The sequence below is a fragment of the Streptomyces sp. NRRL F-6676 genome (assembly GCF_000725625.1).
Lineage (GTDB): Bacteria > Actinomycetota > Actinomycetes > Streptomycetales > Streptomycetaceae > Streptomyces.
This window is the reverse complement of the sequence record NZ_JOHS01000001.1, coordinates 278,967-301,704: the sequence shown is the minus strand read 5'-3', so window position 1 is coordinate 301,704 and position 22,738 is coordinate 278,967. Positions and strand designations below refer to the sequence as shown.

Annotated in this window: 27 protein-coding genes and 2 pseudogenes; 16 read left to right on the top strand and 13 right to left on the bottom strand. The window is 73.8% G+C overall.

The window, feature by feature from the left end; genetic code table 11:
• Positions 1-104: 104 nt before the first annotated feature.
• A complete protein-coding gene (locus tag IO29_RS01285) occupies positions 105-698 on the bottom strand; it encodes a TetR/AcrR family transcriptional regulator (protein WP_051707112.1) in 594 nt (197 codons plus the stop codon).
• 106 nt (positions 699-804) lie between these two features.
• On the opposite strand from IO29_RS01285, the gene IO29_RS01280 reads away from it, so the two are divergent.
• On the top strand, positions 805-1,725 hold the full coding sequence (locus IO29_RS01280; RefSeq protein WP_030377123.1) for an NmrA/HSCARG family protein: 921 nt from the start codon (positions 805-807) through the stop codon (positions 1,723-1,725).
• Between the two features lie 31 nt (positions 1,726-1,756).
• Here the strand turns inward: IO29_RS01280 and IO29_RS01275 are convergent, their stop codons facing one another.
• Complete coding sequence (locus tag IO29_RS01275; protein ID WP_030377122.1) at positions 1,757-2,443, bottom strand: TetR/AcrR family transcriptional regulator; 687 nt, start codon at positions 2,441-2,443, stop codon at positions 1,757-1,759.
• Between the two features lie 192 nt (positions 2,444-2,635).
• Here IO29_RS01275 and IO29_RS01270 point away from each other — a divergent pair, with 192 nt between their 5' ends.
• The gene (locus IO29_RS01270) at positions 2,636-3,505 is read left to right on the top strand and encodes an NmrA family NAD(P)-binding protein (protein WP_030377121.1); all 870 of its coding nucleotides are present in this window, start codon (positions 2,636-2,638) and stop codon (positions 3,503-3,505) included.
• A 110-nt stretch (positions 3,506-3,615) separates the two neighbouring features.
• On the top strand, positions 3,616-4,233 hold the full coding sequence (locus tag IO29_RS01265) for a TOPRIM nucleotidyl transferase/hydrolase domain-containing protein (protein WP_030377120.1): 618 nt from the start codon (positions 3,616-3,618) through the stop codon (positions 4,231-4,233).
• 62 nt (positions 4,234-4,295) lie between these two features.
• On the opposite strand, the gene IO29_RS01260 is transcribed toward IO29_RS01265, so the two are convergent.
• Together IO29_RS01260 and IO29_RS01255 are read right to left on the bottom strand one after the other, a co-directional pair.
• The gene (locus IO29_RS01260; RefSeq protein ID WP_234307349.1) at positions 4,296-4,511 is read right to left on the bottom strand and encodes a hypothetical protein; all 216 of its coding nucleotides are present in this window, start codon (positions 4,509-4,511) and stop codon (positions 4,296-4,298) included.
• 101 nt (positions 4,512-4,612) lie between these two features.
• Positions 4,613-5,044, bottom strand: coding sequence for a MarR family winged helix-turn-helix transcriptional regulator (locus tag IO29_RS01255; protein ID WP_030377118.1), 432 nt, complete (start codon positions 5,042-5,044; stop codon positions 4,613-4,615).
• A 223-nt stretch (positions 5,045-5,267) separates the two neighbouring features.
• Here IO29_RS01255 and IO29_RS01250 point away from each other — a divergent pair, with 223 nt between their 5' ends.
• Both IO29_RS01250 and IO29_RS01245 read left to right on the top strand, forming a co-directional pair.
• Complete coding sequence (locus IO29_RS01250; protein WP_199806816.1) at positions 5,268-6,677, top strand: DHA2 family efflux MFS transporter permease subunit; 1,410 nt, start codon at positions 5,268-5,270, stop codon at positions 6,675-6,677.
• A 152-nt stretch (positions 6,678-6,829) separates the two neighbouring features.
• Positions 6,830-7,195: pseudogene (locus IO29_RS01245) on the top strand (IclR family transcriptional regulator domain-containing protein); the annotation flags it as partial.
• A 105-nt stretch (positions 7,196-7,300) separates the two neighbouring features.
• Here IO29_RS01245 and IO29_RS35425 read toward each other — a convergent pair.
• Positions 7,301-7,522 carry a hypothetical protein gene (locus IO29_RS35425; protein ID WP_234307348.1) on the bottom strand — a complete coding sequence of 74 codons (222 nt, stop codon included), beginning with the start codon at positions 7,520-7,522 and terminating at the stop codon, positions 7,301-7,303.
• A gap of 54 nt (positions 7,523-7,576) precedes the next feature.
• On the opposite strand from IO29_RS35425, the gene IO29_RS01240 reads away from it, so the two are divergent.
• Entirely contained in the window at positions 7,577-8,095 is a 519-nt protein-coding gene (locus IO29_RS01240) for an aldehyde dehydrogenase family protein (RefSeq protein ID WP_234307347.1), read from the top strand.
• A gap of 145 nt (positions 8,096-8,240) precedes the next feature.
• On the opposite strand, the gene IO29_RS01235 is transcribed toward IO29_RS01240, so the two are convergent.
• A complete protein-coding gene (locus IO29_RS01235) occupies positions 8,241-8,678 on the bottom strand; it encodes a hypothetical protein (RefSeq protein WP_030377113.1) in 438 nt (145 codons plus the stop codon).
• Between the two features lie 307 nt (positions 8,679-8,985).
• On the opposite strand from IO29_RS01235, the gene IO29_RS01230 reads away from it, so the two are divergent.
• On the top strand, positions 8,986-9,642 hold the full coding sequence (locus IO29_RS01230; RefSeq protein ID WP_030377112.1) for a TetR/AcrR family transcriptional regulator: 657 nt from the start codon (positions 8,986-8,988) through the stop codon (positions 9,640-9,642).
• A gap of 870 nt (positions 9,643-10,512) precedes the next feature.
• Here the strand turns inward: IO29_RS01230 and rpsN are convergent.
• Positions 10,513-10,818: a 30S ribosomal protein S14 gene (gene rpsN / locus IO29_RS01225; RefSeq protein ID WP_030377111.1), complete on the bottom strand. Its 306-nt coding sequence runs from the start codon at positions 10,816-10,818 to the stop codon at positions 10,513-10,515.
• Complete coding sequence (gene rpmB, locus IO29_RS01220; RefSeq protein WP_030377110.1) at positions 10,818-11,054, bottom strand: 50S ribosomal protein L28; 237 nt, start codon at positions 11,052-11,054, stop codon at positions 10,818-10,820. The genes rpsN and rpmB overlap by 1 nt, the downstream gene beginning before the upstream one ends.
• A 70-nt stretch (positions 11,055-11,124) precedes the next feature.
• On the opposite strand from rpmB, the gene rpmG reads away from it, so the two are divergent.
• The 7 genes from rpmG to IO29_RS01185 all read left to right on the top strand — a co-directional run bounded on the left by rpmG (position 11,125) and on the right by IO29_RS01185 (position 17,058).
• A complete protein-coding gene (gene rpmG / locus IO29_RS01215; protein WP_030377109.1) occupies positions 11,125-11,289 on the top strand; it encodes a 50S ribosomal protein L33 in 165 nt (54 codons plus the stop codon).
• A 51-nt stretch (positions 11,290-11,340) separates the two neighbouring features.
• Positions 11,341-11,592 carry a type B 50S ribosomal protein L31 gene (locus IO29_RS01210; protein WP_030377108.1) on the top strand — a complete coding sequence of 84 codons (252 nt, stop codon included), beginning with the start codon at positions 11,341-11,343 and terminating at the stop codon, positions 11,590-11,592.
• Positions 11,592-12,746, top strand: a complete 1,155-nt coding sequence (locus IO29_RS01205; protein ID WP_030377107.1) for a CobW family GTP-binding protein — start codon at positions 11,592-11,594, stop codon at positions 12,744-12,746. The genes IO29_RS01210 and IO29_RS01205 overlap by 1 nt, the downstream gene beginning before the upstream one ends.
• A gap of 44 nt (positions 12,747-12,790) precedes the next feature.
• Positions 12,791-12,961, top strand: coding sequence for a 50S ribosomal protein L32 (gene rpmF / locus IO29_RS01200; RefSeq protein ID WP_030377106.1), 171 nt, complete (start codon positions 12,791-12,793; stop codon positions 12,959-12,961).
• A gap of 297 nt (positions 12,962-13,258) precedes the next feature.
• Positions 13,259-14,179 (top strand): 5-dehydro-4-deoxyglucarate dehydratase, encoded by a 921-nt coding sequence (locus tag IO29_RS01195; RefSeq protein ID WP_234307346.1) that lies wholly within the window; start codon positions 13,259-13,261, stop codon positions 14,177-14,179.
• Entirely contained in the window at positions 14,176-15,450 is a 1,275-nt protein-coding gene (locus IO29_RS01190) for a glucarate dehydratase family protein (RefSeq protein WP_030377104.1), read from the top strand. Before IO29_RS01195 ends, IO29_RS01190 begins: the two co-directional genes overlap by 4 nt.
• A gap of 84 nt (positions 15,451-15,534) precedes the next feature.
• Entirely contained in the window at positions 15,535-17,058 is a 1,524-nt protein-coding gene (locus tag IO29_RS01185; protein ID WP_030377103.1) for a sodium:solute symporter family protein, read from the top strand.
• 88 nt (positions 17,059-17,146) lie between these two features.
• On the opposite strand, the gene IO29_RS01180 is transcribed toward IO29_RS01185, so the two are convergent.
• Entirely contained in the window at positions 17,147-17,689 is a 543-nt protein-coding gene (locus IO29_RS01180; RefSeq protein WP_030377102.1) for a YbhB/YbcL family Raf kinase inhibitor-like protein, read from the bottom strand.
• Between the two features lie 129 nt (positions 17,690-17,818).
• Between IO29_RS01180 and IO29_RS01175 the strand changes: the two genes are divergently transcribed.
• Together IO29_RS01175 and IO29_RS01170 are read left to right on the top strand one after the other, a co-directional pair.
• On the top strand, positions 17,819-18,538 hold the full coding sequence (locus tag IO29_RS01175; protein ID WP_051707107.1) for a GntR family transcriptional regulator: 720 nt from the start codon (positions 17,819-17,821) through the stop codon (positions 18,536-18,538).
• Positions 18,531-19,367: an SCO6745 family protein gene (locus IO29_RS01170; RefSeq protein ID WP_030377100.1), complete on the top strand. Its 837-nt coding sequence runs from the start codon at positions 18,531-18,533 to the stop codon at positions 19,365-19,367. Before IO29_RS01175 ends, IO29_RS01170 begins: the two co-directional genes overlap by 8 nt.
• A gap of 18 nt (positions 19,368-19,385) precedes the next feature.
• On the opposite strand, the gene IO29_RS35420 is transcribed toward IO29_RS01170, so the two are convergent.
• The 4 genes and pseudogenes from IO29_RS35420 to IO29_RS01145 all read right to left on the bottom strand — a co-directional run bounded on the left by IO29_RS35420 (position 19,386) and on the right by IO29_RS01145 (position 22,662).
• A complete protein-coding gene (locus tag IO29_RS35420; RefSeq protein WP_051707104.1) occupies positions 19,386-19,886 on the bottom strand; it encodes a hypothetical protein in 501 nt (166 codons plus the stop codon).
• On the bottom strand, positions 19,883-21,355 hold the full coding sequence (locus IO29_RS01155; RefSeq protein ID WP_420705331.1) for an ATP-binding protein: 1,473 nt from the start codon (positions 21,353-21,355) through the stop codon (positions 19,883-19,885). The genes IO29_RS35420 and IO29_RS01155 overlap by 4 nt, the downstream gene beginning before the upstream one ends.
• Positions 21,352-22,043, bottom strand: a pseudogene (locus IO29_RS01150) (response regulator). Before IO29_RS01150 ends, IO29_RS01155 begins: the two are co-directional and overlap by 4 nt.
• Before the next feature lie 67 nt (positions 22,044-22,110).
• Positions 22,111-22,662, bottom strand: a complete 552-nt coding sequence (locus IO29_RS01145) for a GerMN domain-containing protein (protein ID WP_033224331.1) — start codon at positions 22,660-22,662, stop codon at positions 22,111-22,113.
• Positions 22,663-22,738: the final 76 nt, after the last annotated feature.

Below are 22,738 nucleotides of genomic sequence, written 5' to 3'. Positions count from 1 at the left end.
CCCGCCGGCCCGGGACCCACCGGCCCGGGACCCGGCGGGCGTTCACCCGGCCACCGTCAGGGGCGCTCCCCCGCGACCGCCGACGCCGACCGCGCCGGCCTCGCCTACCGGGCCCCCTCCGTGACGGCCGGCACCGACCGCTCGGGGCTCACCCCCCGTACCGTCAGATCGAGCAGCCGACGCGCCTCCGCGGCGGCGTCCGGACGGCCCTCCGTGGCCAGTGCGATGCCCGTGACCAGGGCGAGCAGATCCGCGGCGGTGACGTCCGGCGCCACCGCGCCCGCCTCGGCCGCGCGCCGCAGCAGCGGTTCCAGCCCCCGGCCGAGCACCGCCGCACAGACGTTCACGTGGGACGGATCGTCCAGCCCGTCCTGCGCCAGGGCCTCGCCCATGCCGCGTGCCGAGGCGCTGTAGTCGGTGAGCGCGCCCAGCCATTCGAGCAGCGCGGCGCGGGCGTCGGCGGCCCCGGCCAGCGATGCGGCGTGGACGCACAGCGCCTCGATCCGCTCGCCGAACACCGCTTGGAGCAGCGCCCGCCGGCCGGGGAAGTGCCGGCGCACGGTCGCCGAGCCGACTCCGGCGAGGCGGGCGATCCGTTCGAGGGAGGCGTCCGCGCCATGGGCGGCGACCTCCTTCTCGGCGATGGCCAGGATGCGCGCGTAGTTGCGCCGGGCGTCCGCACGCTGACGGTCGGGCATGGCGTCCTCTCCGGGTTGCCAAGTGGCGGGGGCCTCCGTATCGTACCCGGAACGTAAGTGGCGGCCCCCGCCACTTAGCCGCATCGCCACGACTCCGAGGACCCCCATGACCACAGCACCCGCCCCCACCCCCGCCCCCGTCCTGGTCACCGGCGCCACCGGACGTCAGGGCGGCGCCACCGCCCGCGCCCTGCTCGCGTCGGGCACACCCGTCCGCGCCCTGGTCCGCGACGCGACGACCGACCGGTCCCGGGCCGTCGAAGCACTGGGCGCGGAGCTGGTCACCGGGGACCTCGACGACCGCGACTCCCTCCGCGCGGCGGCCGAGGGCGCCCGCGCGGTCTTCTCCGTCCAGATGCCCGACCTCGCCGGCCGCGGCTTCGAGGGCGAACTCGCCCAGGCCGTCAACCTCATCGAGGCCGCCAGGGCCGCCGGGGTACCGCACTTCGTCCAGACCACGACCTCCGGCACGGGACAGCACGTCACCTGGGTGAAGGGACGCTGGGCCGCCCTGGAGCCGTACTACGCCACGAAGGCGGAGATCCAGGACCGGGTGCGCGGGGCCGGGTTCGCGCACTGGACGCTGCTCAAGCCGAGCTACTCCATGGAGAACTTCCTGCCCTCGGAGCGCGACGTCTTCCCGCGCGGCGTCGAGGGCGGGCTCGTCAGCCTCCTCAAGCCCGCTACGCGCCTCTCACTCGTCGCCCTCGACGACATCGGCAGCGCGGCGGCCGCGGCGATCGCCGACCCCGAGCGGTTCGACGGCGTGGAACTGGAGCTGGCGGGCGACCGGCGCACGATGGCGGAGATCGCGGACATCCTCTCCCGCGTCCTCGGCACCACGCTGACCGCACCCGACATGACGGAGGAGGAGGCGGTCGCGGCCGGTCTCTCCGGCGCGGGCCACGGCCAGGCGGCCCTCAACGACCACCCCCAGCCGGCCGACCCGAGCCACGCCCGGGAACTCGGCCTGCCCACAACGGACTTCGAGACCTGGGCCCGCGCCCACCTCTCGCCCATGGTCTGACCGACCGCCCGAGTGCGGTCGTGCCGCGCCGTCAGCGCCGCAGCCACTCGTCGAGCAGCGCGGCCTCGGGCCTGCTCAGGGTGGACAGTTCGGGCAGAAGAGTGCGGAACGCCGCGACGACGGCCGCCGGGTCGCGGGTGGGGACGGCGGGCTCGTCGACGAGGACGGCGCGGGCGACCGCGTCGAAGGCGGCGTCGGCCAGTTGCGGATCGCTCTGCCCCGGCGGCAGGGTCAGCAGGGTCTGGACGGTGCCGGTCCCGGCGGCGCGGATGAGATTGACGGCGCGCTCCTCGCTCACCCGGAGCAGCCCGGCGGCGGCGATCCGGTGCACCCGCTCGGCCAGGATCCGCACCCCCTTGGCCTCCGCCGGGGTGTCGCGCGCGCGGACCGGATCGAGCAGCAGCGCGAAGACGTGCGGGTTGTCCAGCCCGAACTCGATCTGTGTCCGCCATCCGGCGCGGAGGTCCTCGACGGGGTCGTCCGAGGGCGCGGCGGTCTGCTTGCGCGCCACGTGTTCGGCGAAGACATGCTCCGCCGCCGCGTCCACCAGGTCGTCCTTGCCCTGGAAGAAGCGGTACAGGGCGGGGGGCTGGAGCCCGGCCTCCTGCGCCACCCGGCGCGTGGTCACCGCGGCGGGCCCCTGCTCGCGCAACAGGTCCGCCGCGACCTTCACGATGCGCTCCCGGGTGGTGTCTCGCCGCTGCGTGTTCGAAGCCATGAACACGATGATATCGCCGATACGCGACAGCTGATGTTTCCATTGATACTGCCGCGAAACTTCGCCGGAGGCAGCAGCACTTCTCCTCTTCAGCGCCCTGTTGCGCGTCTCCGGCACCACTCGTTCGAGCCAATGGAAATATCAGTGATATCGTCGACTCCGCTGGACACGACATACGAACGGGAGTCACCCATGCTGATCGTCACAGGAGCCACCGGTCGCCTCGGAGCGCTGATCGTCGACCGCCTGCTGGAACGCGTACCGGCCGAGAGGATCGGCGTCAGCGTGCGGGACGTGGACAAGGCCGCCGGTCTCGCCGCGCGCGGGGTCCGGGTGCGGGCGGGCGACTTCACCGAGCCCGGCGGGCTCAAGCACGCCTTCGAGGGCGCCGAGCGCGTCCTCGTCGTCTCGGCGTCCATACGGGGTGACGGCGCGGTGGCCGCGAACACCGCCGCCATCGACGCGGCGCGGGAGGCGGGCGCCGGGCGCATCCTCTACACCAGCCACCAGGCCTCCTCGGCCACCTCCCGCTTTCTGCCGCAGCCGGTCCACGCGGCGACCGAGGCGCACCTCCAGCGGCAGGGGGTCCCGTACACCGCGCTGCGCAACGGGTTCTACGCCGCCGCCCTGGAGCACTACATCGGCGCGGCCCTGGAGACCGGCACGCTCGCCGTGCCGCAGGACGGCCCGTTCTCCTGGACAGCCCACGAGGACCTCGCGGAAGCCGCGGCCGCCGCCCTGACCGACGACGGCCACGGAACGCTCGACGGCATCACACCGCCGCTGACCGCACCCCAGGCGCTGGACTTCGCCGACGTCGCCGGGATCCTCGGCCGCCTCACCGGCCGGACCCTCACCCACGTCACCATGGACGACGAGGAGTGGCTGTCGGCCGCGGTCGCCAACGGCATGCCGCGTCCGGCCGCGGAGTTCCTTCTGACGATGTTCACCGCCGCCCGCGAAGGCGAGTTCGACGTCACCGATCCCACCCTGGAATCCGTCATCGGCCACCCCGCGCGCACCGTCCAGCAGGTCCTGAAGGCGGCCCTGCGCTCCCGCTGATCCGGTCGCGCGCCACCGGATGCCGTCCGGGGCGTCCGGGACCGTCCGGACGTAAAACCGTGTGCCGTGCCGGGGGCCGGGGGCCGGGGGCCGGGGTGCAGACTCGCGGCATGGTGGGCATGGGTGCGTTCCGGGACGAGGTGGGGCGTTGGGCGGCCGGGGGTGCCGGTGGGATCGCGGCGGAGCTGGCCGGGCGGGTGGGGGTGCGGACAGCCGTTCTGGTGGAGGGGGCCAGTGATCTCGCGGCCGTGGAGGCGCTGGCCGCCCGGTGCGGGCGGGACCTGGCCGCCGAGGGGGTGTGCGTGGTGCCGATGGGCGGGGCGATGAGCGTCGGGCGGTACGCCGGGCTCCTCGGGCCGGCCGGACTCGGTCTGCGGCTGTCGGGGTTGTGCGACGAACGCGAGCGGCCCTTCTTCGACCGCGGTCTGCGGCGGGCCGGGGCGCCGTCCGGTCAGGTGTTCGTGTGCGTACGCGATCTGGAGGACGAGTTGATCCGGGCGCTGGGCGCGGACCGGGTCGAGGAGATCGTCCGCGGTGAGGGCGAACTCCGCGCCTGGCAGACGTTCCTGCGCCAGCCGGCCCAGCACGGCCGGCCCCGGGAACAGTTGCTGCGGCGCTTCCTCGGCACGAAGAAGGGGCGCAAGATCCGCTACGGCCGGCTCCTCGTGGAGGCGCTGGAGGAGGGGTGCGTGCCGGCGCCGCTCGACGGGCTGCTCGGAAGCCTGTGAGCCGACGCTCCCGAGGCCCGCCGGCGGACGCGCCCGGATTCCCGGTTCCCGTTCGCGTGGGGCTACCGCCCCAGCACGCCCGCCGGAACCAGCGTCCGCAGCGAGGTGACGGGGTGTCCCACCTCCAGCGAGCCGAGGAGCCCGCCGACCAGGGGCGCCCCCGGCGCCCCGGCGGACGGGGCGGGAAGCGGGGCGGCGACGGCGGCGGCGTGGGACGCGGGGGCGGACGCGAGGAGCGCGGCGGTCAGGGCGGAGAGGCAGGACGCGCGCACGAGCATTTTCTTGATCATGCCGACCTCAACGAACATCGCCCCGGCGGGAAACGCCTGCGGACCGCCCGTTGCTCCGGACCGGTCACGGCGAGCGCGCCGCCCCCGCGTCACCCCGTCGCCTCCCGGATGCGTGCCAGGAGCGCGCGCAGTTGCTCGCGGTCGGACGCGCCGAGGCGTGCCGTCGCCTCCGCCAGGGCGAGGCGGTCGACGTCCTCGGCCTCGCTGTGGCAGCGGCGGCCCTCGTCCGTGAGGCGCAGCAGGAAGGCCCGCCGGTCCCGGGGGTGCCGTACCCGCTCCACCAGTGCGTCGCGCTCCAGGCTGTCGACGATGGTCGTCGCCGTCCGGGCCGCGATGCCCGCCCGTTCGCTCAGGTCCCGCATCCGCAGTGGTTCCTCCGCCGACGCCAGCATCCGCAGCGCGCGCAGCCGGGCGACCGACGCCCCCTTCTCCCGCAGCCGGGCCTCCACGAACTGCCGCAGTCCGTTCGTCGTCTCGTAGAGCTCGTCGACCAGGACGTCACTGCTGCCCTGCACTGCCATGCGCCACCTCGTTCGCGAAGAAACCATGCGAAGCGACCCTCCGCGGAAACCATTCTAGGAACGATTCTATGAGCACACACATAGTGTGTATGCTCAGCAAGTGCTTTCACGTCGCCCCGGACCGCCCCTCCCGCGCCCGCGCAAGAGCCCCCGTCTCCGTAATCGCCTCCGTCCCCGCGCGCACCTGAACCAGCGCCTCGTCGTTCCCGTCATGTGCGTCAGCGTGACGTTCATCGCGATCGTCGACGGCGCCATCACCACCGTGGCACTGCCCTCGATCGCCCGTCAGTTCCAGCTGACGACGGCCGCGCTGGACGGCGTCGTCGTCATCTATCCGGTCTGTCTGGCCATGGCCATCCCCGCGTCCGCCTGGCTGGTCGAGCGGTTCGGCGGCAAGCAGGTGCTGCTGACCGCACTGGCCGGCTTCCTCGCCTCCTCGCTGCTGTGCGGCACCGCCGCCACGCTCGGCCAGCTCGTCGGCTACCGGGCGGTGCAGGGGTTGTCGGCCGGTGTGCTGTTCCCCGCCTCGGCCGCTCTGCTGTTCCACACGTTCAGCACCTCGGAACAGGTGCGCATCTCGCGGTACATGATCATTCCGCAGCAGATCGCTCCGGCGGCGGCACCCGTGCTCGGCGGGCTGCTGGTGGACCGGCTGAGCTGGCGGTGGGTCTTCTACGTCAACCTCCCGGTGGGGCTGCCCGCCCTGCTGTTCGGCGCGGTCTTCCTGGCCGCCCACCGCTCCGCCCGCCCCGGCCGTTTCGACCTGCCTGGTCTGCTGCTGAGCGCCTCGGCGCTGGGCAGTGTGATGTTCGGCGTCTCGGAGGGGCCCAACCGCGGCTGGTCGTCACCTGCCGTGCTGGTCTCGCTCGTGCTCGGCGCGCTGCTGCTGGTCGCCGCCGCGCTGTTCGAACTGCGTGTACGGCATCCGCTGCTGAAGCTGCGTCTGTTCGGCGACCGGCTGTTCCGGGACACCAACCTGCTCAATCTGGTGGGCCTGATACCCATCATGGGCGCCCTGTACATCGGCCCGCTCTTCCTCCAGCAGGCCCAGCACCGCTCGGCCCTGGAATCCGGGCTGACCACGTTCCCCGAGGCGTTCGGCGTGCTGCTGACCGTCCAGCTCGTGGGCGTCCTCTACGCCAGGATCGGGCCCCGTCTCATCATCGGCTGCGGCACGGCCGGGGTGGCCGGGGTGCTGCTGCTCTTCGCGACCTGCGACGCGGACACCGGCCTGTGGACGTTCCGCGCCTACATGTTCCTCTTCGGCATCGCCATCGGCTGCTTCTTCGTGCCGACGACGGTGGCCTCGCTCGCCACCGTGGACCGGCGGGACCTCGCCCACGCCTCCACGCTGAACACCGTCGTGCGCCAGACCGGCGGCGCGCTCGCGCCGGCCGCGGTGACCACGGCGCTCGTCCTGGGCACCCCGCGGGCGGCGGCCGTCGCGGACCCGCCCATCGCCGCCTACCAGCACGCCTACCTCGCGCTCGCGGCCCTCGCCGCACTCACCGCGGTCTTCGCCTTCACCCTCCCCGACGGCCCCGCCCGCGCCGCGGCCCGCACCACCACCGGCGCGAACGCGACCCACCGCCCGGCCGCCCCGGAGCAGCGCAAGGAACAACTCGACGCCTGACGGAAGGGACGCCCCCCGTGCGTGCCCGGAAACCCGCCGCGCGTGCCCGGACCGGCCCCGGTCCCGTAGAGGCGATTGGGCAGGATGACACAACCCTCGAACACCACCGGCGGAGGCTCTCGTGACCAGATCGACGCGGTCGGGTCGGCAGCCATCTGCCGCTGGACACCGCGCAGAGCAAGATCTTCCTCGCCTACCACGCCGACCAGCTCTCCATGGAGCGGCTGATGGCCGACCTGCCGCATCAGACGCGTGACGAACTGCGCGCGGGCGTGGAGCAGGTGCGTGCCGTCGGGCACTGCTCGGCGATGAGCACCCCCGGCGTGGTCGCGGTGGCGGCGCCCGTGTTCGACGAGTACGGCATCTGCGCCAGCATCGCCGTGGTCGGCCCGGACAACACCCTGGCGATGTCCGACGACGCCCCCGAACTGTGCATCGTCGTCGACACCGCGCGCGAACTCACACGCGAACTGGGCGGCCACTACCGACCCGACGACCTCGGCCGGCAAGCGGTCTAGAACACCCCGTCCCGGGCGGCCCTGGACACATGCGTGTGCGCGGGCCCGGAACCGGGTGCCCGCGCACACACGTACAGGAGATCGCGCCCCGCCGGGGCGGTGCCGTCAGGACAGGGCCGGGATCGTGCTGTCGTCGGCCATGTCGACGTCCTTCGTCTCCGGGCCGAGGAGGCCGCCGACGCTGATCAGCACGCCGGCCGGCGCGAGCAGCACCGCCGGGGCGAGGTGCGCCGACATGACGCCGTCGAACTGCCGCAGAGAGAACTGGTAGAAGGCCGGCGCGATCAGCGCGAGGCTGTACCCGACGCCGTACCCGGTGGAGCGCACGCCCGACGGGAACCGCTCGGTCAGGTACGCGGCGATCGGCCCGAACGTGCCGACATGGACGCCGCGCTCGCCGAGGTCACGGTCGGCCCCGGTCTGGAGCGTGCGCACACGCTCGGCGCGCTGGTGTCGGTCGCCGAGCGGGACAAGGTCGCCGCCCTCGTCGAGGCCGCGGTCGCGCGGGGGGCGACCCTCGTACGGGGCGGGGGCGCCCGGGCCGGCGGCGCGTTCTACAACGCGACGCTGCTCACCGGGGTCGTGCACGGTTCGCCGCTCACCAGGACGGAGATCTTCGGGCCGGTGACCGCCGTCGTCCGGTACGAGGACGTCGACGAGGCGGTGCGGATGGCCAACGACACGGTGCACGGGCTGATGGCGTACGTGTTCGGCGAGGAACGGGAGGCGATGGCCGTCGCCCGCCGGCTGGAGGCCGGGATGGTCGCGGTCAACCGGGGCGTGGTGAGCGATCCGGCGGCGCCGTTCGGCGGGGTCAAGCAGAGCGGCCTGGGCCGGGAGGGCGGCTCCGCGGGCATCCTGGAGTTCCTGGAGGAGAAGTACGTGGCACTGATCGCGTGACGGCCCCGGTCCTCCGCCGGCGCCCCGTCCGCCGGCGGAGGGCCCGGCCGTCCGGTCCCCCGGGGGCTCCCCTCCGGAGCCTCGCTCCTTCCGCCCCCGGAGGACCCGTATCGACGAGCACTCGGATGAGCACTCGGACGAGCACTCAGGCGCAGATGAGGTCCCTGACCGTCTGGAACGCCTCGTACTCCTCCTTCTGATCGACGGGGAGCTGGTAGAAGCCGGCGGTTATCCGCGGCACCGACGGGATGACCGTCAGACGGAACTTCTGGCCGTCGGTGGTGGAGAGGTGGAAGCGGCCCTGGAGGTCGCGCTTCTTCACGGCGGCGCGGTTGGTGTCGGTGATGGTGACCGGCGTGCCCGGGGTGATCACCCCGTTGTTCTCCTCGACCGGTACGACGACCAGTTCCGTGCTGCCGGGTCTGAAGCCGACGGCGTAGTTGTAGACCGTGGTGCTGCGGTACACGACGTAGTTCCGCTGCTTCATGTCCGAGGCGTAGACCTTGGTGTACCCCGCCCCGTTCGGTACGGCGGCGTCGAAGGCCGCGTGGAGCGCCGCCTTGAGTTCTTCCTTGCTCGCCACTGTGGTTCGTCCCTCTCGGTGTCCGTGCTGTTCGTGTCTGTCGGTGCTGTCCGCGTCTGTGCGTACGGCCGTGTGCGCGCGTGCCCGCGGGGCCGGGGCGTGCGGTGCCGCGCGGCCCCGGGCGGTTTCGAACGCGGTTGACTGTACAGCCAGCCAGTCGAAATGCCGAATCCCAATTACCTTTGAGTACAGCCGAGTTCGGACCGGACGCCGCCCCGGAAGGGCGCCCGGGGCCGGGGAAGGGACAATGGTCCTGCTGGGGGCCGCTCCCGGCGTGCAGCGCGAGTCGAGAGAAGGTGGGGTGGCGGTGTCGCCGCGAAGGCCGGAGGCGAACGAGGAGTTGCGGGCCCAGTCGCGGGAGAAGATCCTCGGTGCGGCCCTGGAGGTCTTCGCCGAGAAGGGGTACCACGACGCCACGGTCTCCGACATCACCGCCCGGGCCGGCGTCTCGCGCGGCCTGCTGACGTACTACTTCCCGGGCAAGCAGAGCCTCGTCGACGAACTCCTGGACCGCTATCTGGACGGCGTGGCCACGCTCGTCGAGGTGCGGGGCACGCCCGACGAACGGCTGGCCGCCATCATCGACGGGGTCCTCGTCACCGCCGCCGCGACGGTGCCGGTGCAGCGCATCACGCTGAGCCTCGTGGTCAACCCGGCCACGCATCCGCTGTTCGCGGCGGCCGAGGCGCGCAAGGAGGAGCGGCTGGCGGCGCTGGAGGACACACTGCGGGAGATGTTCGCCGCCCGGGGCGCGGCGGACCCCGCCCTGGAGGAGGTACTGCTGCGCAGCGTCCTGGAGGGCGTGATCTTCAAAACGGCGGTGTACGGCGGCCAGTACCCGGCCGAACGGATCCGGCGCCGGCTCTACGCGCTCTACGACCTGCCCGCCCCCAAGACCGACCTGCTCCCCGCGCCCCCACCCGACCAGGGCCGGATGCGCGCGGCCCGGGCGCTCGACGGGTAGCCGGTCCCGCCACCGGCAGGCCAGGCCCTCGGTGCGCAGCCGGGCCCGCCCGCGACAGCCGGTTTCCGGCGGACGCCGGCCCCTCGGCGCGCAGCCGGGTCCGCCGCCCACAGTCGAAGCCCCCGGCAGTCAGCCGGGTCGTCGACGGGCAGCGGGCGCGACGGCGCCCGGCCGGGCGCCGATCTGCGGCCTGCCCGGACCGAACCCCCTGCGCCCGACCGAAGGGGCGACCCGGTCCCGTGACGCGCAACCAGACCCTCAATGGGCGCCGGGCCCCGGCTGGCGCCGAGCCCTCGACGCGCGGCCGAACCCGTCTCCGACGCCGGTCTCCCGGCAGGCGCCGGACCCGGGCGGGCAGCCGAACCCGCCATCGGCAGCCGGGTTTTCGACGGCAGCGGAGGCGACGGCGCACGGCCGGGAGCGCCGGCCCGCGACCTGCTCGCACCGACACCCCCGTACCCGGCCGAAAGGACGACCCGGTCCCGCGACACGCAGCGGTCCGCCTGCCACAACCGGTCCCCAGTGGGCACCGGTCCCCCGGCAGGCACCCGGTCCTCAGCAGGCGCCCGGTCTCGGCAAGCGCCGGGTCCTCGCCAAGCAGCCGGACCCGCCACCGACAGACGCCCCCCAGCAGACAACCGAACCCCCGGCAGGCACCGGCCCCCGGCAGGCGCCGGATCCTCGGCAGGCGCCGGATCCTCGGCCGGCGCCAGGTCTCGCCAAGCGCCAGGCCCTCGGCGAGCAGCCGAACCCGCCACCGACAGACGCCCCCCCAGCAGACAACCGAACCCCCGGCAGGCGCCCCCCCGGCGGACAGCCGTACCCCCGGCAGACAGCGGCCGGCCCCGCCGTCCGCCGAGGGCCGTCACCTCACCAGGACGACTTCGTCACCCCCGGCAGGAACCCCGCGTGTGCCTGTTCGCGCATTCGGACCCGGGAGAGGCCGAACGTGCGCAGATGTCCGCGCGGCCGGCCGTCGACGGCGTCGCGGTTGCGTACCCGCGTGGCGCTGGCGTCGCGCGGCTGGCGGCGCAACTCCCGCAGCGCTTCGGCCCGTTCGGTCTCGCTGGAGTCCGGCCTGCGGATGATGTCCTTCAGTTCGGCGCGGCGGGCGGCGTAGCGCTGGACGACCGCCTTGCGCCGTTCATTCTTCGCGATCTTGCTCTTCTTGGCCATCAGACGCGCTCCCCTCGCGCCCTGATGCGCGCCACGGCGGCTTCGATGCCGAGGGCGTCCACCGTCTTGATGCCCTTGGCGCTCAGCACCAGCCGGACGTACCGGCCCTCGCTCGGCAGCCAGTAGCGCTTGCGCTGGATGTTGGGGTCGAAGCGGCGCGGGGTGCGCCGGTGCGAGTGGGAGATCTTGTTGCCGAAGCCGGGTCGCGCCCCGGTCAGTTGGCAGTGCGCGGACATGGGTGTCCTGGTCCTCTCCGGGGCGACAGACCCCTGTTGATAATGAAAATCATTGTCGTATGCTACCCCCATGGCTCGCAACGAGATCCGTCCGATCGTCAAGCTCCGTTCCACCGCCGGCACCGGCTACACGTACGTGACCCGCAAGAACCGGCGGAACGATCCCGACCGCCTGGTCCTGCGCAAGTACGACCCGGTCGCGGGCCGGCACGTCGACTTCCGCGAGGAACGCTGACGCCCGGCCGCGACATCACAGCCCCCGTTCCGACCCCTCCGAGGACCCACCATGAAATCCGGCATCCATCCGCCCTACGGCCCCGTCGTCTTCCGTGACCGGGCGGCGGGGTTCGCCTTCCTCACCCGCTCCACCCTGACCAGCGACCGCACCGTGGAGTGGGAGGACGGCGAGGTGTACCCCGTGGTCGACGTCGAGATCTCCTCGGCGAGCCACCCCTTCTACACGGGCACCGCCCGGGTGGTCGACACCGCCGGGCGCGTCGAGCGCTTCGAGCGCCGCTACGGCCGCGGGGCCCGCTGATGTCCGCTGCCCGCCCGCTCCCCGTCCTGCTCGTCGCCGGTCTGCACGCCGACGCGCGCCGGCGCACCGTGGACCGGCTGCTGCGCGACGTGCCCGGCGGCGTCGCCGTTCACCACGACCTGTCGGCGGCCGCGTCCGGCACCGTACGGCGCACCGTCCGCGACCTCTCGGGCCCGCGCGCGTACGACGAGATCCCGCTGGCCGGCGGCTGCGCGTGCTGCGCCCTGCGCGAGGACCTGCTGCCGGAGCTGCGACGGCTCGCGGAGGACGGCACGACCCGGCTGGCGGTGGTCGAGCTGTGGGACTCCGTCGAGCCGCGCGCGGTCGCCGAGCTGGTGGCCGCGCACGGCGCCGACGTCCTGCGCCTGGCCAACGTCATGACGGTGGTCGACCCCGCGCTGGTGCTGCCCACCCTCGGCAACGGGGACGATCTCGCCGAGGCGGGGCTGGCGGCGGCATCGACGGACCGGCGGACCGTGGGCGACACCTTCGCCCGCCAGCTGGAGTACCCGGCCGTGCACGTCCTGGCCGACCCCGGCGCGGCGGACCCGGACGACCTCGCGCTGCTCACCCAGCTCCACCCGACGGCCCTGCGCGTCCCGCTCGACTCCCCGGAGCCGGCCCGGCTGGCGTTCAGCGGGTTCGACGTGGAGGCCGCGGCGGTGGCGCAGCACCCCGCGTGCGCCCGGCTCCCGCAGAACGCGGACGAGGCGGGCGTCGCCACCCTGGTCTGGCGCGGCCGGCGGCCCTTCCACCCGGAGCGTCTGTACGCCGCGCTGGAGGAGCTGTGCTGCGCGGCGGTCCGCAGCCGGGGCCGGTTCTGGCTCGCCGACCGGCCCGACACCCTGCTGTCCTGGGACGCGGCGGGCGGCGCCCTGTGCGTGGAGGACACCGGCCCCTGGCTCGCCTCGCTGCCCGACGCGGCCTGGGACCTGGTGCCGCCGGCCCGCCGCGCCGCCGCCGCGCTCGACTGGCACCCCGAGCACGGGGACCGCGGCCAGCACCTTGTGTTCACCTCCCCCGGGCTCGACGGGGACGAGCTGTCCACCGTCCTCGCGTCCTGCCTGCTCACCGACGAGGAGCTGGCGGGCGGCGCCGAGGCATGGAAGCGCCTGCCGTCCGCCTTCGACGCGCTCCTCGACCCCGTTTCCTGACCACTCCCGCCCCACCCGGCTCCCGCCCGACGGAGGAACTCCTCATGGCCGTGCCCAAGCGCAAACTGTCCCGCAGCAACACCCGCAACCGCCGCGCCCGGTGGAGGGCGGCCGCTCCCCGTCTCGTACCGGTGACGGTGGACGGCGTCTCCCGTCTGGTGCCGCAGCACCTCGTCCCGGCGTACCGGCGCGGACTGCTGCGCCCGGAGGACTGAGGACACCCGGCGACACCCCGGCAACATCCCGGCGGCCCGGCACGGAGTACCCGTGCCGGGCCGCCGTGCTGTGCGCAACTCACTCCGCGGGCGCGGCCGTTCGAAACCTTTCCTGCCGCACCCAGGCCCCCTCCGCCGCGGCCCCCGGACACCTCCTTGTCCCCCGTCTCCGTTGCCGCATCGTGTCCGAAGGGTGAAAACGGAGCCGCGCAAACGCCTTGACCCTGGCGATCCGCCGACCTTACATTCCCCGAGTCATTCGTCATCGTGATGAGTGTTCACATATGCGGTCAGCAAGTGGATGAGGTCTCCGTGCTCCAGGGCATCCTGTTCTTTCCCGTCACCCCGTTCGGGGTCGACGGTTCGGTCGACGTGTCGAAACTTTCGGACCATCTCAAGGCCGGGATCGAGTCCGGCCCGGGCGGCGTCTTCGTGGCCTGCGGCACCGGCGAGTTCCACGCCCTGGGGGTGGCGGAGTACGCCGAGGTGGTGCGCACCGCGGTGCGGATGGCGGACGGCCGGGTGCCCGTCTTCGCGGGTGCCGGCGGCGCGCTCCCGCTGGCCCGGGAGTACGCGCGGGCGGCGGAGGAGGCCGGTGCGGACGGTCTGCTGCTGATGCCGCCGTACCTGGTGGCGGGCCCGCCGGCCGGACTGGTCGCGTACGTCCGTGAGGTCGTCGCCGCCACCTCGCTGCGGGTCATCGTCTACCAGCGGGCCAACGCCCGCCTGGACGTGCCCTCCGCCCTGGAGGTGGCCCGGATGCCGCGGGTCGTGGGCCTGAAGGACGGCACCGGCGACCTCGATCTGCTGTCGCGGATCGTGACCGCGGTCCGGGCGGACCCGGCCACCGGCGGCGCGGAGTTCCAGTTCTTCAACGGCATGCCGACCGCCGAGGGCACCCAGCTCGCCTACCGGGGCATCGGCGTGGACCTGTACTCCTCGGCGGTGTTCTGCTTCGCCCCCGAGATCGCCCTCGCCTTCCACCGGGCGGTCACGGCCGGGGACGACGAGAAGGTGCAGCGGCTGCTGGCCGGCTTCTACCACCCGCTGATCGCCCTGCGCGAGCGCGTGCCCGGCTACTCGGTCTCCCTGGTCAAGGCGGCCGTCCGGCTGCGCGGCCTCGACGTCGGCGGGGTACGGCCGCCGCTCACCGACCCGGCCCCCGAGGATCTCGCCGAGCTGGAGCGCATCATCGCCGAGGGGGACGACATCCGATGAGCGAGGCACTGCGGATCACCCGCGTCGACATCACCCCCGTGGCGTTCAAGGACCCGGCCCTGCTGAACGCCGTCGGCGTCCACGAGCCCTACGCCCTGCGCGCGGTCATCGAGGTGAGCACCGATCAGGGCCTCACCGGACTGGGCGAGACCTACGCCGACGAGGGCCATCTGCGCCGGCTGCGCACGGCCGCCGACGCCCTCACCGGCATGGACGTGCACGACCTCGGCCCGATGCGCCGGCGCGTCGCCGAGGTGCTCGGCGGGGACAGCGGCAGCGACGGCCACGGCCTGACCGGCATGATCACCACCAGCTCCACGGTGGACCGGGTCTTCTCCCCGTTCGAGGTGGCCTGCCTGGACATCCGGGGCCGCGCCACCGGCCGCCCCGTCAGCGATCTGCTCGGCGGCGCCGTCCGCGACACGGTGCCCTTCAGCGCCTACCTGTTCTACAAGTGGGCCGGCCACCCGGAGCACGAGCCCGACGCCTTCGGTCCCGCCCTGGACCCGGAGGGCATCGTCGCGCAGGCCCGGCGCATGGTGACGGAGTACGGCTTCACGGCGATCAAGCTCAAGGGCGGTGTCTTCCCGCCCGAGCAGGAGGTGGAGGCGGTCCTCGCCCTGCGCGAGGCGTTCCCCGAGGTGCCGCTGCGCCTGGACCCCAACGCCGCCTGGACGGTGGAGACCTCGCTGAAGGTGGCCCGGGACCTGGACGGCGTCCTGGAATACCTGGAGGATCCCACCCCCGGTCAGGAGGGCATGGCACGGGTGGCGCGCGAGGCCTCGATGCCGCTGGCCACCAACATGTGCGTGGTCGCCTTCGACGAACTGCCCTCCGCGGTGCGCGGCGACGCCGTGCAGGTCGTCCTCTCCGACCACCACTACTGGGGCGGTCTCCAGCGCTCCAAGCTGCTGGCCGGGATCTGCGACACCTTCGGGCTGGGGCTGTCCATGCACTCCAACTCCCACCTCGGCATCAGCCTCGCGGCCATGACGCACCTGGCCGCCGCCACCGAGAACCTGACCTACGCCTGTGACACCCACTGGCCGTGGAAGGACCCGGCGGAGGATGTGATCGCCCCCGGCGCGCTCGGCTTCCGCGACGGCTCGGTCGCCGTCCCCCGCACCCCGGGCCTCGGCGTGGAGCTGGACCGTGACGCGCTGGCCGTACTGCACGAGCAGTACCTGCGCTGCGGCCTGCGCAACCGGGACGACACCGGGTACATGCGCCGCCTCGACCCGAGCTACGAGAAGAAGTCGCCGCGCTGGTGACACCGGGCGGTCTCCGCCCCAAGGCCCCACCCCCCTTCGGCAGTTCGACCGACTCCCGCTCCCTCACGACAAGAAGGTCCTCTTATGCATTGGCTGGACTGGACCACCCTCGGCGCCTACTTCGTGGTGATGCTCCTCATCGGCGTGTGGTCGCACCGGCGCGTCAGCGACGTCTCCGACTACTTCACCGGCGGCGGCAGAATGCCCTGGTGGCTGACCGGCATCTCGCACCACATGTCGGGTTACAGCGCCGCCGTGTTCGTGGCCTACGCCGCGGTCGCCTACAACTACGGCATCACCGTCTACGTCTGGGCGTTCCTGCCGCTCGCGCTCGGCACCGGCGTCGGCGCCTTCCTCTTCGCACCCCGCTGGAACCGGCTTCAGAAGCGGTTCAAGGTGGCCTCTCCGCTGGAGTACCTCAAGCGCCGGTACAACGTGCCCACCCAGCAGGCGCTGGCGTGGAGCGGTGCCCTGCTCAAGGTGTTCGACGTGGCCGCCAAGTGGGCCTCGGTGGCGGTGCTGCTGAAGGTCTTCACCGGTATGTCCATGACCAACGGCATCCTGCTGACCGGCGTCATCACCCTGCTGTACTGCACGGTCGGCGGACTGTGGGCGGACGCCCTCACCGAGTTCGGCCAGTTCATCATCCAGGGTGTGGCCGCGCTGTCCATGATGTGGGTGGTCCTCGACCGGCTCGGCGGCATCTCCGGGCTCGGCACCCTGTGGCACCGGCTGCCCGCCCACCACACCGACCCGCTCGTCGGCCCCTACACGGCCGGCTTCCTCACCGCGTACATCGTCGTCAAGCTCTTCGAGTACAACGGCGGCATGTGGAACCTGGCCCAGCGGTACATGGCCACCGACTCCCCCAAGTCCGCCCGGCGTTCGGCCGGTCTGTCGGCGGGGCTCTACCTGGTCTGGCCCGCGATCCTGCTGCTGCCCGCGGTGGCCGCGCCGGTGCTCATGCCGCACATCGCGGACCCGCAGCAGACGTACGCGCTGATGGCGCAGTCCTATCTGCCGATGGGTCTGGTGGGCCTGACCCTGGCCGGCATGTTCTCGCACACCATGGCGATGGCCTCCTCCGACGCCAACGCCGTCTCCGCGGTGGTCACCCGGGACATCCTGCCCGCCCTCTTCCCGAGTTTCCGCAACGCGAGCGGCGAGCGCGGTCTGCTGGCGGGGCGGGTGTTCACCGTCGTCTTCATCGCCGGCTCCATGATCGTGGCCATCGAGGCCGACCACTTCGGCGGTGTCCTCGGCATCATCGTGGGCATGGTCGCGGCCGTCATGGGCCCGATCTCCATCCCGATGCTGCTCGGGCTGCTGCCCGCCTTCCGCCGCTGCGGGCCGCGTGCGGCCCTCGCGTCCTGGGCGCTCGGGCTCGGCGGCTACTTCTTCGTGAAGTACGGGCTCGACGGGGCCTCGCAGACCACGGTCGTCGTCACCCCGCTGGTCACCTCGCTCGTCGTCTACATGGTGCTCGGCCTGGTCCTGCCGGAGCCGAACGCCGAGGCGGACGCCGTCGTCGCCGCGGTCTCCGGCGGCCCGGAGGACCCGGTGCCGGGCGCGGCCGCCGCGCAGCAGCCGGTGGTGGAGCAGGCCTGAGGGACGAACGGCCGCGAGTGGCGCACCGGGTGGGGACTTCAACCGTCTCCACGGGTGCGCCGCTCGCGGCCGTTCGCCGTCGGGAAGGTCAGGCGGCGGGCGTCTCGGCGGTGGCGGTCAGGACCGCGCGGCCCAGGATGTGACCGGCCATGGTGAAGCCGAGGACGGCCGGGGTGGCGTCGGCCGGGACTCCGATCGACGCCACGTCGAGCGCGTGCACCACCACGAAGTAACGGTGCGGGCCGTGCCCGGCCGGCGGGGCCGCGCCGATGAAGCGGGCCGCGCGGGAGTCGCCCGGCAGCTGGTAGGCGCCCTCGGGCAGCCCCGAGCCGGTGTCGTCGCCCGCGCCTTCCGGCAGTGCGGTCACGGAGGCCGGGATGTCGGCGACGGCCCAGTGCCAGAAGCCGGACCCGGTCGGGGCGTCGGGGTCGTAGACCGTCACCGCGTAGCTGCGGGTGCCCTCGGGCGCGCCGCTCCAGGACAGCTGCGGGGAGAGGTCCTTGCCGCCCGGGACGCCGGACAGGCCGGAGAACTGCTCGATCGGCCAGGCGGCGCCGTCGGCGACGGTGGTGCTGGTGACGGTGAAGGAGGCCGCCTCGGGGAGGCGGGCGAAGGGATCGTTGCCGGTCATCGTGTGCGTTCCTTCCAAGAGTTCAGGAAATGGGCAGTGTTCTGCCCCTGCGGGCCGGTTCGGCGTCGGCCACGTCATCGACCATAACAGCAATAATCGATTATCAGCGCGATCGTCTATGATGAGCGCATGACTGGAACGACGGCCGGCCCACCGGCCCCCACGGGGAAGCGCATGCTTTCCGAGCAGGTGTACGCCCGCCTGCGCGACGCGATCCTGCGCGGCGACTACACGCCCGGGCAGGCCCTGAAACCGCAGGAGCTGGCGGGAACGTACGAGGTCAGCCTGGCGGTGGTGCGCGAGGCGCTGGTCCGGGTGGTCGGGGACGGGCTCGCCGACCGGCTGCCCAACCGCGGCTTCGCGGTGCCCGCCTTCTCCGACCGGCGCTGGCAGGAGATCGGCGAGGCCCGGCGGACCATCGAGCCGGTGCTGCTGCGCATGGCCGTCGCGCGTGGTGACGTCGACTGGGAGGCGCGGGTACGCGCGGCCCACCACCGGCTGGCGCGCACGCCCGCGTTCGTGCCCGGGGAGGGCGAGTTCTACAGCGCCGACTGGGCCGAGGCGCACCGCCTCTTCCACCGCACCCTGCTGGACGGCTGCGGCAACCCGGTCCTGCTGGACACGTTCGACCGGCTGTGGACGGCGAGCGAGCTGATGCGCCGCTGGGCCGGGCACCGCACGCCCGGCCGCGACCACGTCCGCGAGCACGCCCTGCTGGAGGAGGCGGCGCTGGCCCGGGACGCCGACCGGGCCGCCGCCGTCCTCGACCGCCATCTGACCCTGACTGCCGCCGCCCTCGCCCCGGACGACGGTTCACCGGCCCGCGAGGAGGACGACCGCCGTGCGTGACACCAGTGCAGTACGTGAGGTGAGCGCTGCCGTCAGCGCCGCCCACACCTTCGTCTACTTCGTCCCCGAGACCGCCGAGGAGGCCGCCGCCCTCGGCGTGAGCGAGCGCGGCCCCGCGTACTTCGCGTTCCGCTCGGCCCCGCTGGGCGCCGTCCCGTGGCAGGTGACGTACGCCGCCTTCTACAACTTCAGCCCGCGGGCGGTGCGGACCATGACCGGGGTCTGGGACGTCGCACCCCCGGAGCGGTGGCAGGAGGCCCGCTTCACGGCCGTCGGGCGCGCGCTGCGGCGCGTCGGTGTGCCGCTGTCGGACGAGCAGGTCGCAAAGGCGCGGGCGCTGATCGACCCGGTCGTCGCCGCGGCCGACCACTCCGGCAAGGTGCTGGCCGCCGCCAACGCGGCGGTGGCGCTGCCGGACGATCCGCTCGTCGCGCTCTGGCAGCAGCTCACGGTGGTGCGCGAATGGCGCGGCGACGCCCATCTCGTCGTTCTCGCCGACAACCGCCTCGGCCCGTGCGACTGCACGGTCCTCCAGACCGCCACGGGCCGCCTGCCGACGGCGCTCGCGCGGGCGACCCGCCGCTGGGACGACGAGGAGTGGGCCGCGGCGACGGCCCGGCTCGCCGCCCGCGGCTGGCTCACCCCCGACGGCACGGTGACCGAGGCCGGAACGGCGGCGCGCGAGCGGATCGAGGCCGAGACCGACGCGCACTGCGCCCCGCTGTGGGCCCCGGTCGGCGACGCGGGCGCCCGCCGCCTCGCCGCGCTGCTCGCCCCCCTCGACGAGGCGTTCCGGGCGGCGGGCACTTACGGGCCACGGTCGCGCTGACCGGCGGCGCGGTGGGGCCTATGGCAGGCACACCTGGGTGACGGTGTCCCCGGTCGCCGTCCGTTCCACCGTCACCCGTACGTTCCCGAGGCCCGTCCCGCCGGCCGGGGCCACCGCGTCGGCGGCCGTGCACACCAGTTGGCGCAGGGCGCTGCGGGACTCCCAGCCCCGGGGCGCGTGGAGCCGTACGGTGCCCGGCCCGTCCGCGGCGCCGACGGGGGTGGGCGCCTGGCCGGGTGCGTAGCTGACGAGGCCGCGGGCGCGTTCGGCGGGGTCGGGACCCTGGACGAGATGGCGCAGGGCGGCGCCGAGCGGGTCGGGGCCGCGGTAGAGGCGGGAGACGCGTTCGAGGCCCTGGGCGGAGTAGAAGTAGACGTGCACGGCGGCCGTGGTCCCGGAGGTGCGGCCGGGCAGTCCGGCGGCCGGGGAGCCGGCCGGTCCGGGCGCGGTGTCGGTGACACCGCAGCCGGTCAGCGCCAGCAGCAGGGCCGGCGCGAGTGCGCGGTACGGCCGTCTCATCCGGGGTCGCGCGGCAGGGTGAGGGTGAACACCGCTCCTCCCTCCGGGGCGTTGGCGGCGGTGAGGGTGCCGCCGTGCAGCCGGGCGTTCTCGGCGGCGATGGCCAGGCCGAGGCCGCTGCCCTCGCTGCGGGTGCGGGCGGTGTCGCCCTTGGTGAAGCGGTCGAAGACGTGCGGAAGCAGTTCCCCGGGGATGCCGGGTCCGCCGTCGTGCACGGTGAGGACGAGACGGGCGGAGTCGGCGCGGGCCCGGATGCGCACGACCGCCTTCGGCCCGCCGTGGCGCAGGGCGTTGCCGGTGAGGTTGGCGAGGACGACGTCGATGCGGCGCGGGTCGAGGCGGGCGCGCAGACCCTCGGGCGCGTCGACCGCCACCCGGTCCTGCCAGTGGCGCAACGTCAGTGTCTTGCGCAGGAGTTCACCGACGTCGATCTCGTCGAGGTCGAGCCGGGCGGCCCCGGCGTCGAACCGTGAGATCTCCATCAGGTCCTCCACCAGGTGTGCGAGTTTGCGGGTCTCGTCGGCGACGAGGGTGAGGGCCTCGGAGGTCTCGGGGCCGAGGTGGCCCAGGGCGGCGTCGCCGTCGAGGAGTCCCGTGACGGCGGTCATCGCGGCGAGCGGGGTGCGCAGTTCGTGGGAGACGTCGGCGGCGAACCGGCGGGCCTTCGCCTCCATGGAGCGCAGGGTGGCGGCGTCCGCCTGGAGGGTGGCGGCCATGGTGTTGAACGCGCCGCCCAGGTCGGCGAGTTCGTCGTGCCCGGTGACCCGGATACGGGTGTCGAGGTCACCGGTGGCCATGGACTCGGCGGCCGACCGCAGCCGCCGTACCGGGCGCAGCACCCGGCGGGCGGCCAGCAGTGCGGGGATCAGCGAGGCGAGGACGACGGGCAGCGCCCCGGCGCGGGCCGCGCGGACCAGTGAACCGACGTCCTGCTCCTGGGCGGTCAGGGAGAAGGTGGCGTAGACGACGAGCCCGGAGGAGCGCGCGGGGTGGCCCGCGACGGTGACGGGCAGGGCGACGGCGAGCCGGGGTTCGCCCCGTCGGTGGTAGCGCTGCACGAGGGCGGTGGTGGCGCGGGCGGCACGGTCCGTCAGGCCCGCGGGAAGGGCGGGAGCGGGCCGCCGGGCGGTGACGAGGGCGCCGTCCCGGTAGGCGGCGGCGACCCGCCAGTCGCGCGCGCCGCCCGCGCGGTCGAGTTGCAGGGTCAGGGTGCGCAGGTCGGCCGCGGCGGGCCGGGCGGGCAGGTCCGGGGCGAGGGAGTCGACCTGGGCGCGCAGCTCGCGCACGGCGTTGTCCTGGGCGCGCTGGAGGATCGCGGTGCGCGCCTGCTGGAAGGTGAGCGCGGCGGTGGTCAGCGCGCTGAGCGCGGAGACCAGGACGAAGGTGACGACGAGCCGGGTGCGCAGCCCGGCCGGGAGGCGGCGGCGCCGCACGGCCCGCCCGCCCGGCACGGCCGGACGGCGTCTCACAGCGGGCCGAACCGGTAGCCGAAGCCGCGCACGGTCTGGAGGTAGCGGGGATGGCGGGGGTCGTCCTCGGTCTTGGACCGCACCCGCATCACACACGCGTCCACCAGCCGTGCGTCGCCGTAGTAACTGTGCTCCCACACCTTCTCCAGCAGTTGCTGACGGCTGAAGGTCTGGTCCGGGGAGGCCGACAGGAACAGCAGCAGCTTGAGCTCGGAGGGCGCGAGCAGCACGTCCGCACCCCGCTTGCGCACCCGCAGGGCGACCCGGTCGATCTCCAGGTCCCCGTACGTGGTGCGCTCGCCGCCCGCCGGGGGCCGGGCTGGGACGGGGCGAGGCGGCGCAGCACCGCGCGCATGCGGGCCTCGATGACCCCGTCGCTGGAGGGCTTGACGATGTAGTCGTCGGCGCCGGCCTCCAGGCCCACGACCACGTCGATGTCGTCGCCGCGCGCGGAGAGGATGACGAGGGGCACCTGGCTGGTCTCGCGGATGCGCCGGCACACCTCCAGGCCGCTCATGCCGGGCAGCATCAGGTCGAGCAGGACGAGGTCGGGAGGGCAGTCGACCAGCGCCTCAAGGCCCTCCTCGCCGGTGCCGACCGCCTCGGTCTCGTGGCCGCGCCGGCGCAGGCCCAGGGTGACACCGCGACGGACGGCGGGATCGTCCTCGATCAGCAGGACTCGTGTCATGGGAGCGCGCATCTCCGTTTCGTCTGCGGTGTCTTCATGTCGCCACGGGGCCCGGGGGCGGCGGGCGTCAGCGGTCCGGGTCCGCCGTCCCGACGGGGGCGGCGGCGCCGTTCTCGTCGCACCGGACGGACCACGGGCTGCCGGAGATGCCCGACTCGTGGACGCGGACGGCCACGTCGGCCGGTCTCCCGCCGCCGGGTACGCCCGGCGCGGCGGCGGCCGTGCACACCAGCTGGTTGACCGCCGTCCGGTCCAGTTCCGCCACCACCCACGGCAGATACAGGTCGACGGTCCCCGCCGAGGCCCGCGCGCGCACCACGTGGGCACCGGCGGGCACGGCGGTGACGAGTCCGCGCGCGCGTTCCGCGTGCGTGGGACCGTCCAGCAGGGCGTCGAGCGCTGTCTGGGGCCCGGCCCCGTCCGGCGCCGGGCGGGCGACGGGCCAACTGCCGTGCGGGGTGAGGAAGTAGACCCGGAGCAGCCCGTTGCCGTCCGTGGTCCGCCGGCCCCGGGCCGGCGCGCCGGCGGCGGTCGGACCGGTGTCCGTGACACCGCACCCGGACCCGGCGAGCAGGGCAGCCGCGAGGAGCAGACCCGCGAGAGTTCGCCCTCTCCGCATCCGCCCGCCTCCCTCCGCACCCGTGTCTCCGCGCATCCATGTCTCCGCGCACCCGTGTCTCCGCGCACCCCGCACG

Bases quoted from the DNA above. Each gene is read 5' to 3' on its own strand.
- IO29_RS01285 (WP_051707112.1), bottom strand. From the start codon at position 698: ATGCCCGACCGTCAGCGTGCGGACGCCCGGCGCAACTACGCGCGCATC.
- IO29_RS01280 (WP_030377123.1), top strand. From the start codon at position 805: ATGACCACAGCACCCGCCCCCACCCCCGCCCCCGTCCTGGTCACCGGC.
- IO29_RS01275 (WP_030377122.1), bottom strand. From the start codon at position 2,443: ATGGCTTCGAACACGCAGCGGCGAGACACCACCCGGGAGCGCATCGTG.
- IO29_RS01270 (WP_030377121.1), top strand. From the start codon at position 2,636: ATGCTGATCGTCACAGGAGCCACCGGTCGCCTCGGAGCGCTGATCGTC.
- IO29_RS01265 (WP_030377120.1), top strand. From the start codon at position 3,616: ATGGTGGGCATGGGTGCGTTCCGGGACGAGGTGGGGCGTTGGGCGGCC.
- IO29_RS01260 (WP_234307349.1), bottom strand. From the start codon at position 4,511: ATGCTCGTGCGCGCGTCCTGCCTCTCCGCCCTGACCGCCGCGCTCCTC.
- IO29_RS01255 (WP_030377118.1), bottom strand. From the start codon at position 5,044: ATGGCAGTGCAGGGCAGCAGTGACGTCCTGGTCGACGAGCTCTACGAG.
- IO29_RS01240 (WP_234307347.1), top strand. From the start codon at position 7,577: ATGGACGCCGCGCTCGCCGAGGTCACGGTCGGCCCCGGTCTGGAGCGT.
- rpsN (WP_030377111.1), bottom strand. From the start codon at position 10,818: ATGGCCAAGAAGAGCAAGATCGCGAAGAATGAACGGCGCAAGGCGGTC.
- rpmB (WP_030377110.1), bottom strand. From the start codon at position 11,054: ATGTCCGCGCACTGCCAACTGACCGGGGCGCGACCCGGCTTCGGCAAC.
- rpmG (WP_030377109.1), top strand. From the start codon at position 11,125: ATGGCTCGCAACGAGATCCGTCCGATCGTCAAGCTCCGTTCCACCGCC.
- IO29_RS01210 (WP_030377108.1), top strand. From the start codon at position 11,341: ATGAAATCCGGCATCCATCCGCCCTACGGCCCCGTCGTCTTCCGTGAC.
- IO29_RS01205 (WP_030377107.1), top strand. From the start codon at position 11,592: ATGTCCGCTGCCCGCCCGCTCCCCGTCCTGCTCGTCGCCGGTCTGCAC.
- rpmF (WP_030377106.1), top strand. From the start codon at position 12,791: ATGGCCGTGCCCAAGCGCAAACTGTCCCGCAGCAACACCCGCAACCGC.
- IO29_RS01190 (WP_030377104.1), top strand. From the start codon at position 14,176: ATGAGCGAGGCACTGCGGATCACCCGCGTCGACATCACCCCCGTGGCG.
- IO29_RS01185 (WP_030377103.1), top strand. From the start codon at position 15,535: ATGCATTGGCTGGACTGGACCACCCTCGGCGCCTACTTCGTGGTGATG.
- IO29_RS01180 (WP_030377102.1), bottom strand. From the start codon at position 17,689: ATGACCGGCAACGATCCCTTCGCCCGCCTCCCCGAGGCGGCCTCCTTC.
- IO29_RS01175 (WP_051707107.1), top strand. From the start codon at position 17,819: ATGACTGGAACGACGGCCGGCCCACCGGCCCCCACGGGGAAGCGCATG.
- IO29_RS35420 (WP_051707104.1), bottom strand. From the start codon at position 19,886: ATGAGACGGCCGTACCGCGCACTCGCGCCGGCCCTGCTGCTGGCGCTG.
- IO29_RS01145 (WP_033224331.1), bottom strand. From the start codon at position 22,662: ATGCGGAGAGGGCGAACTCTCGCGGGTCTGCTCCTCGCGGCTGCCCTG.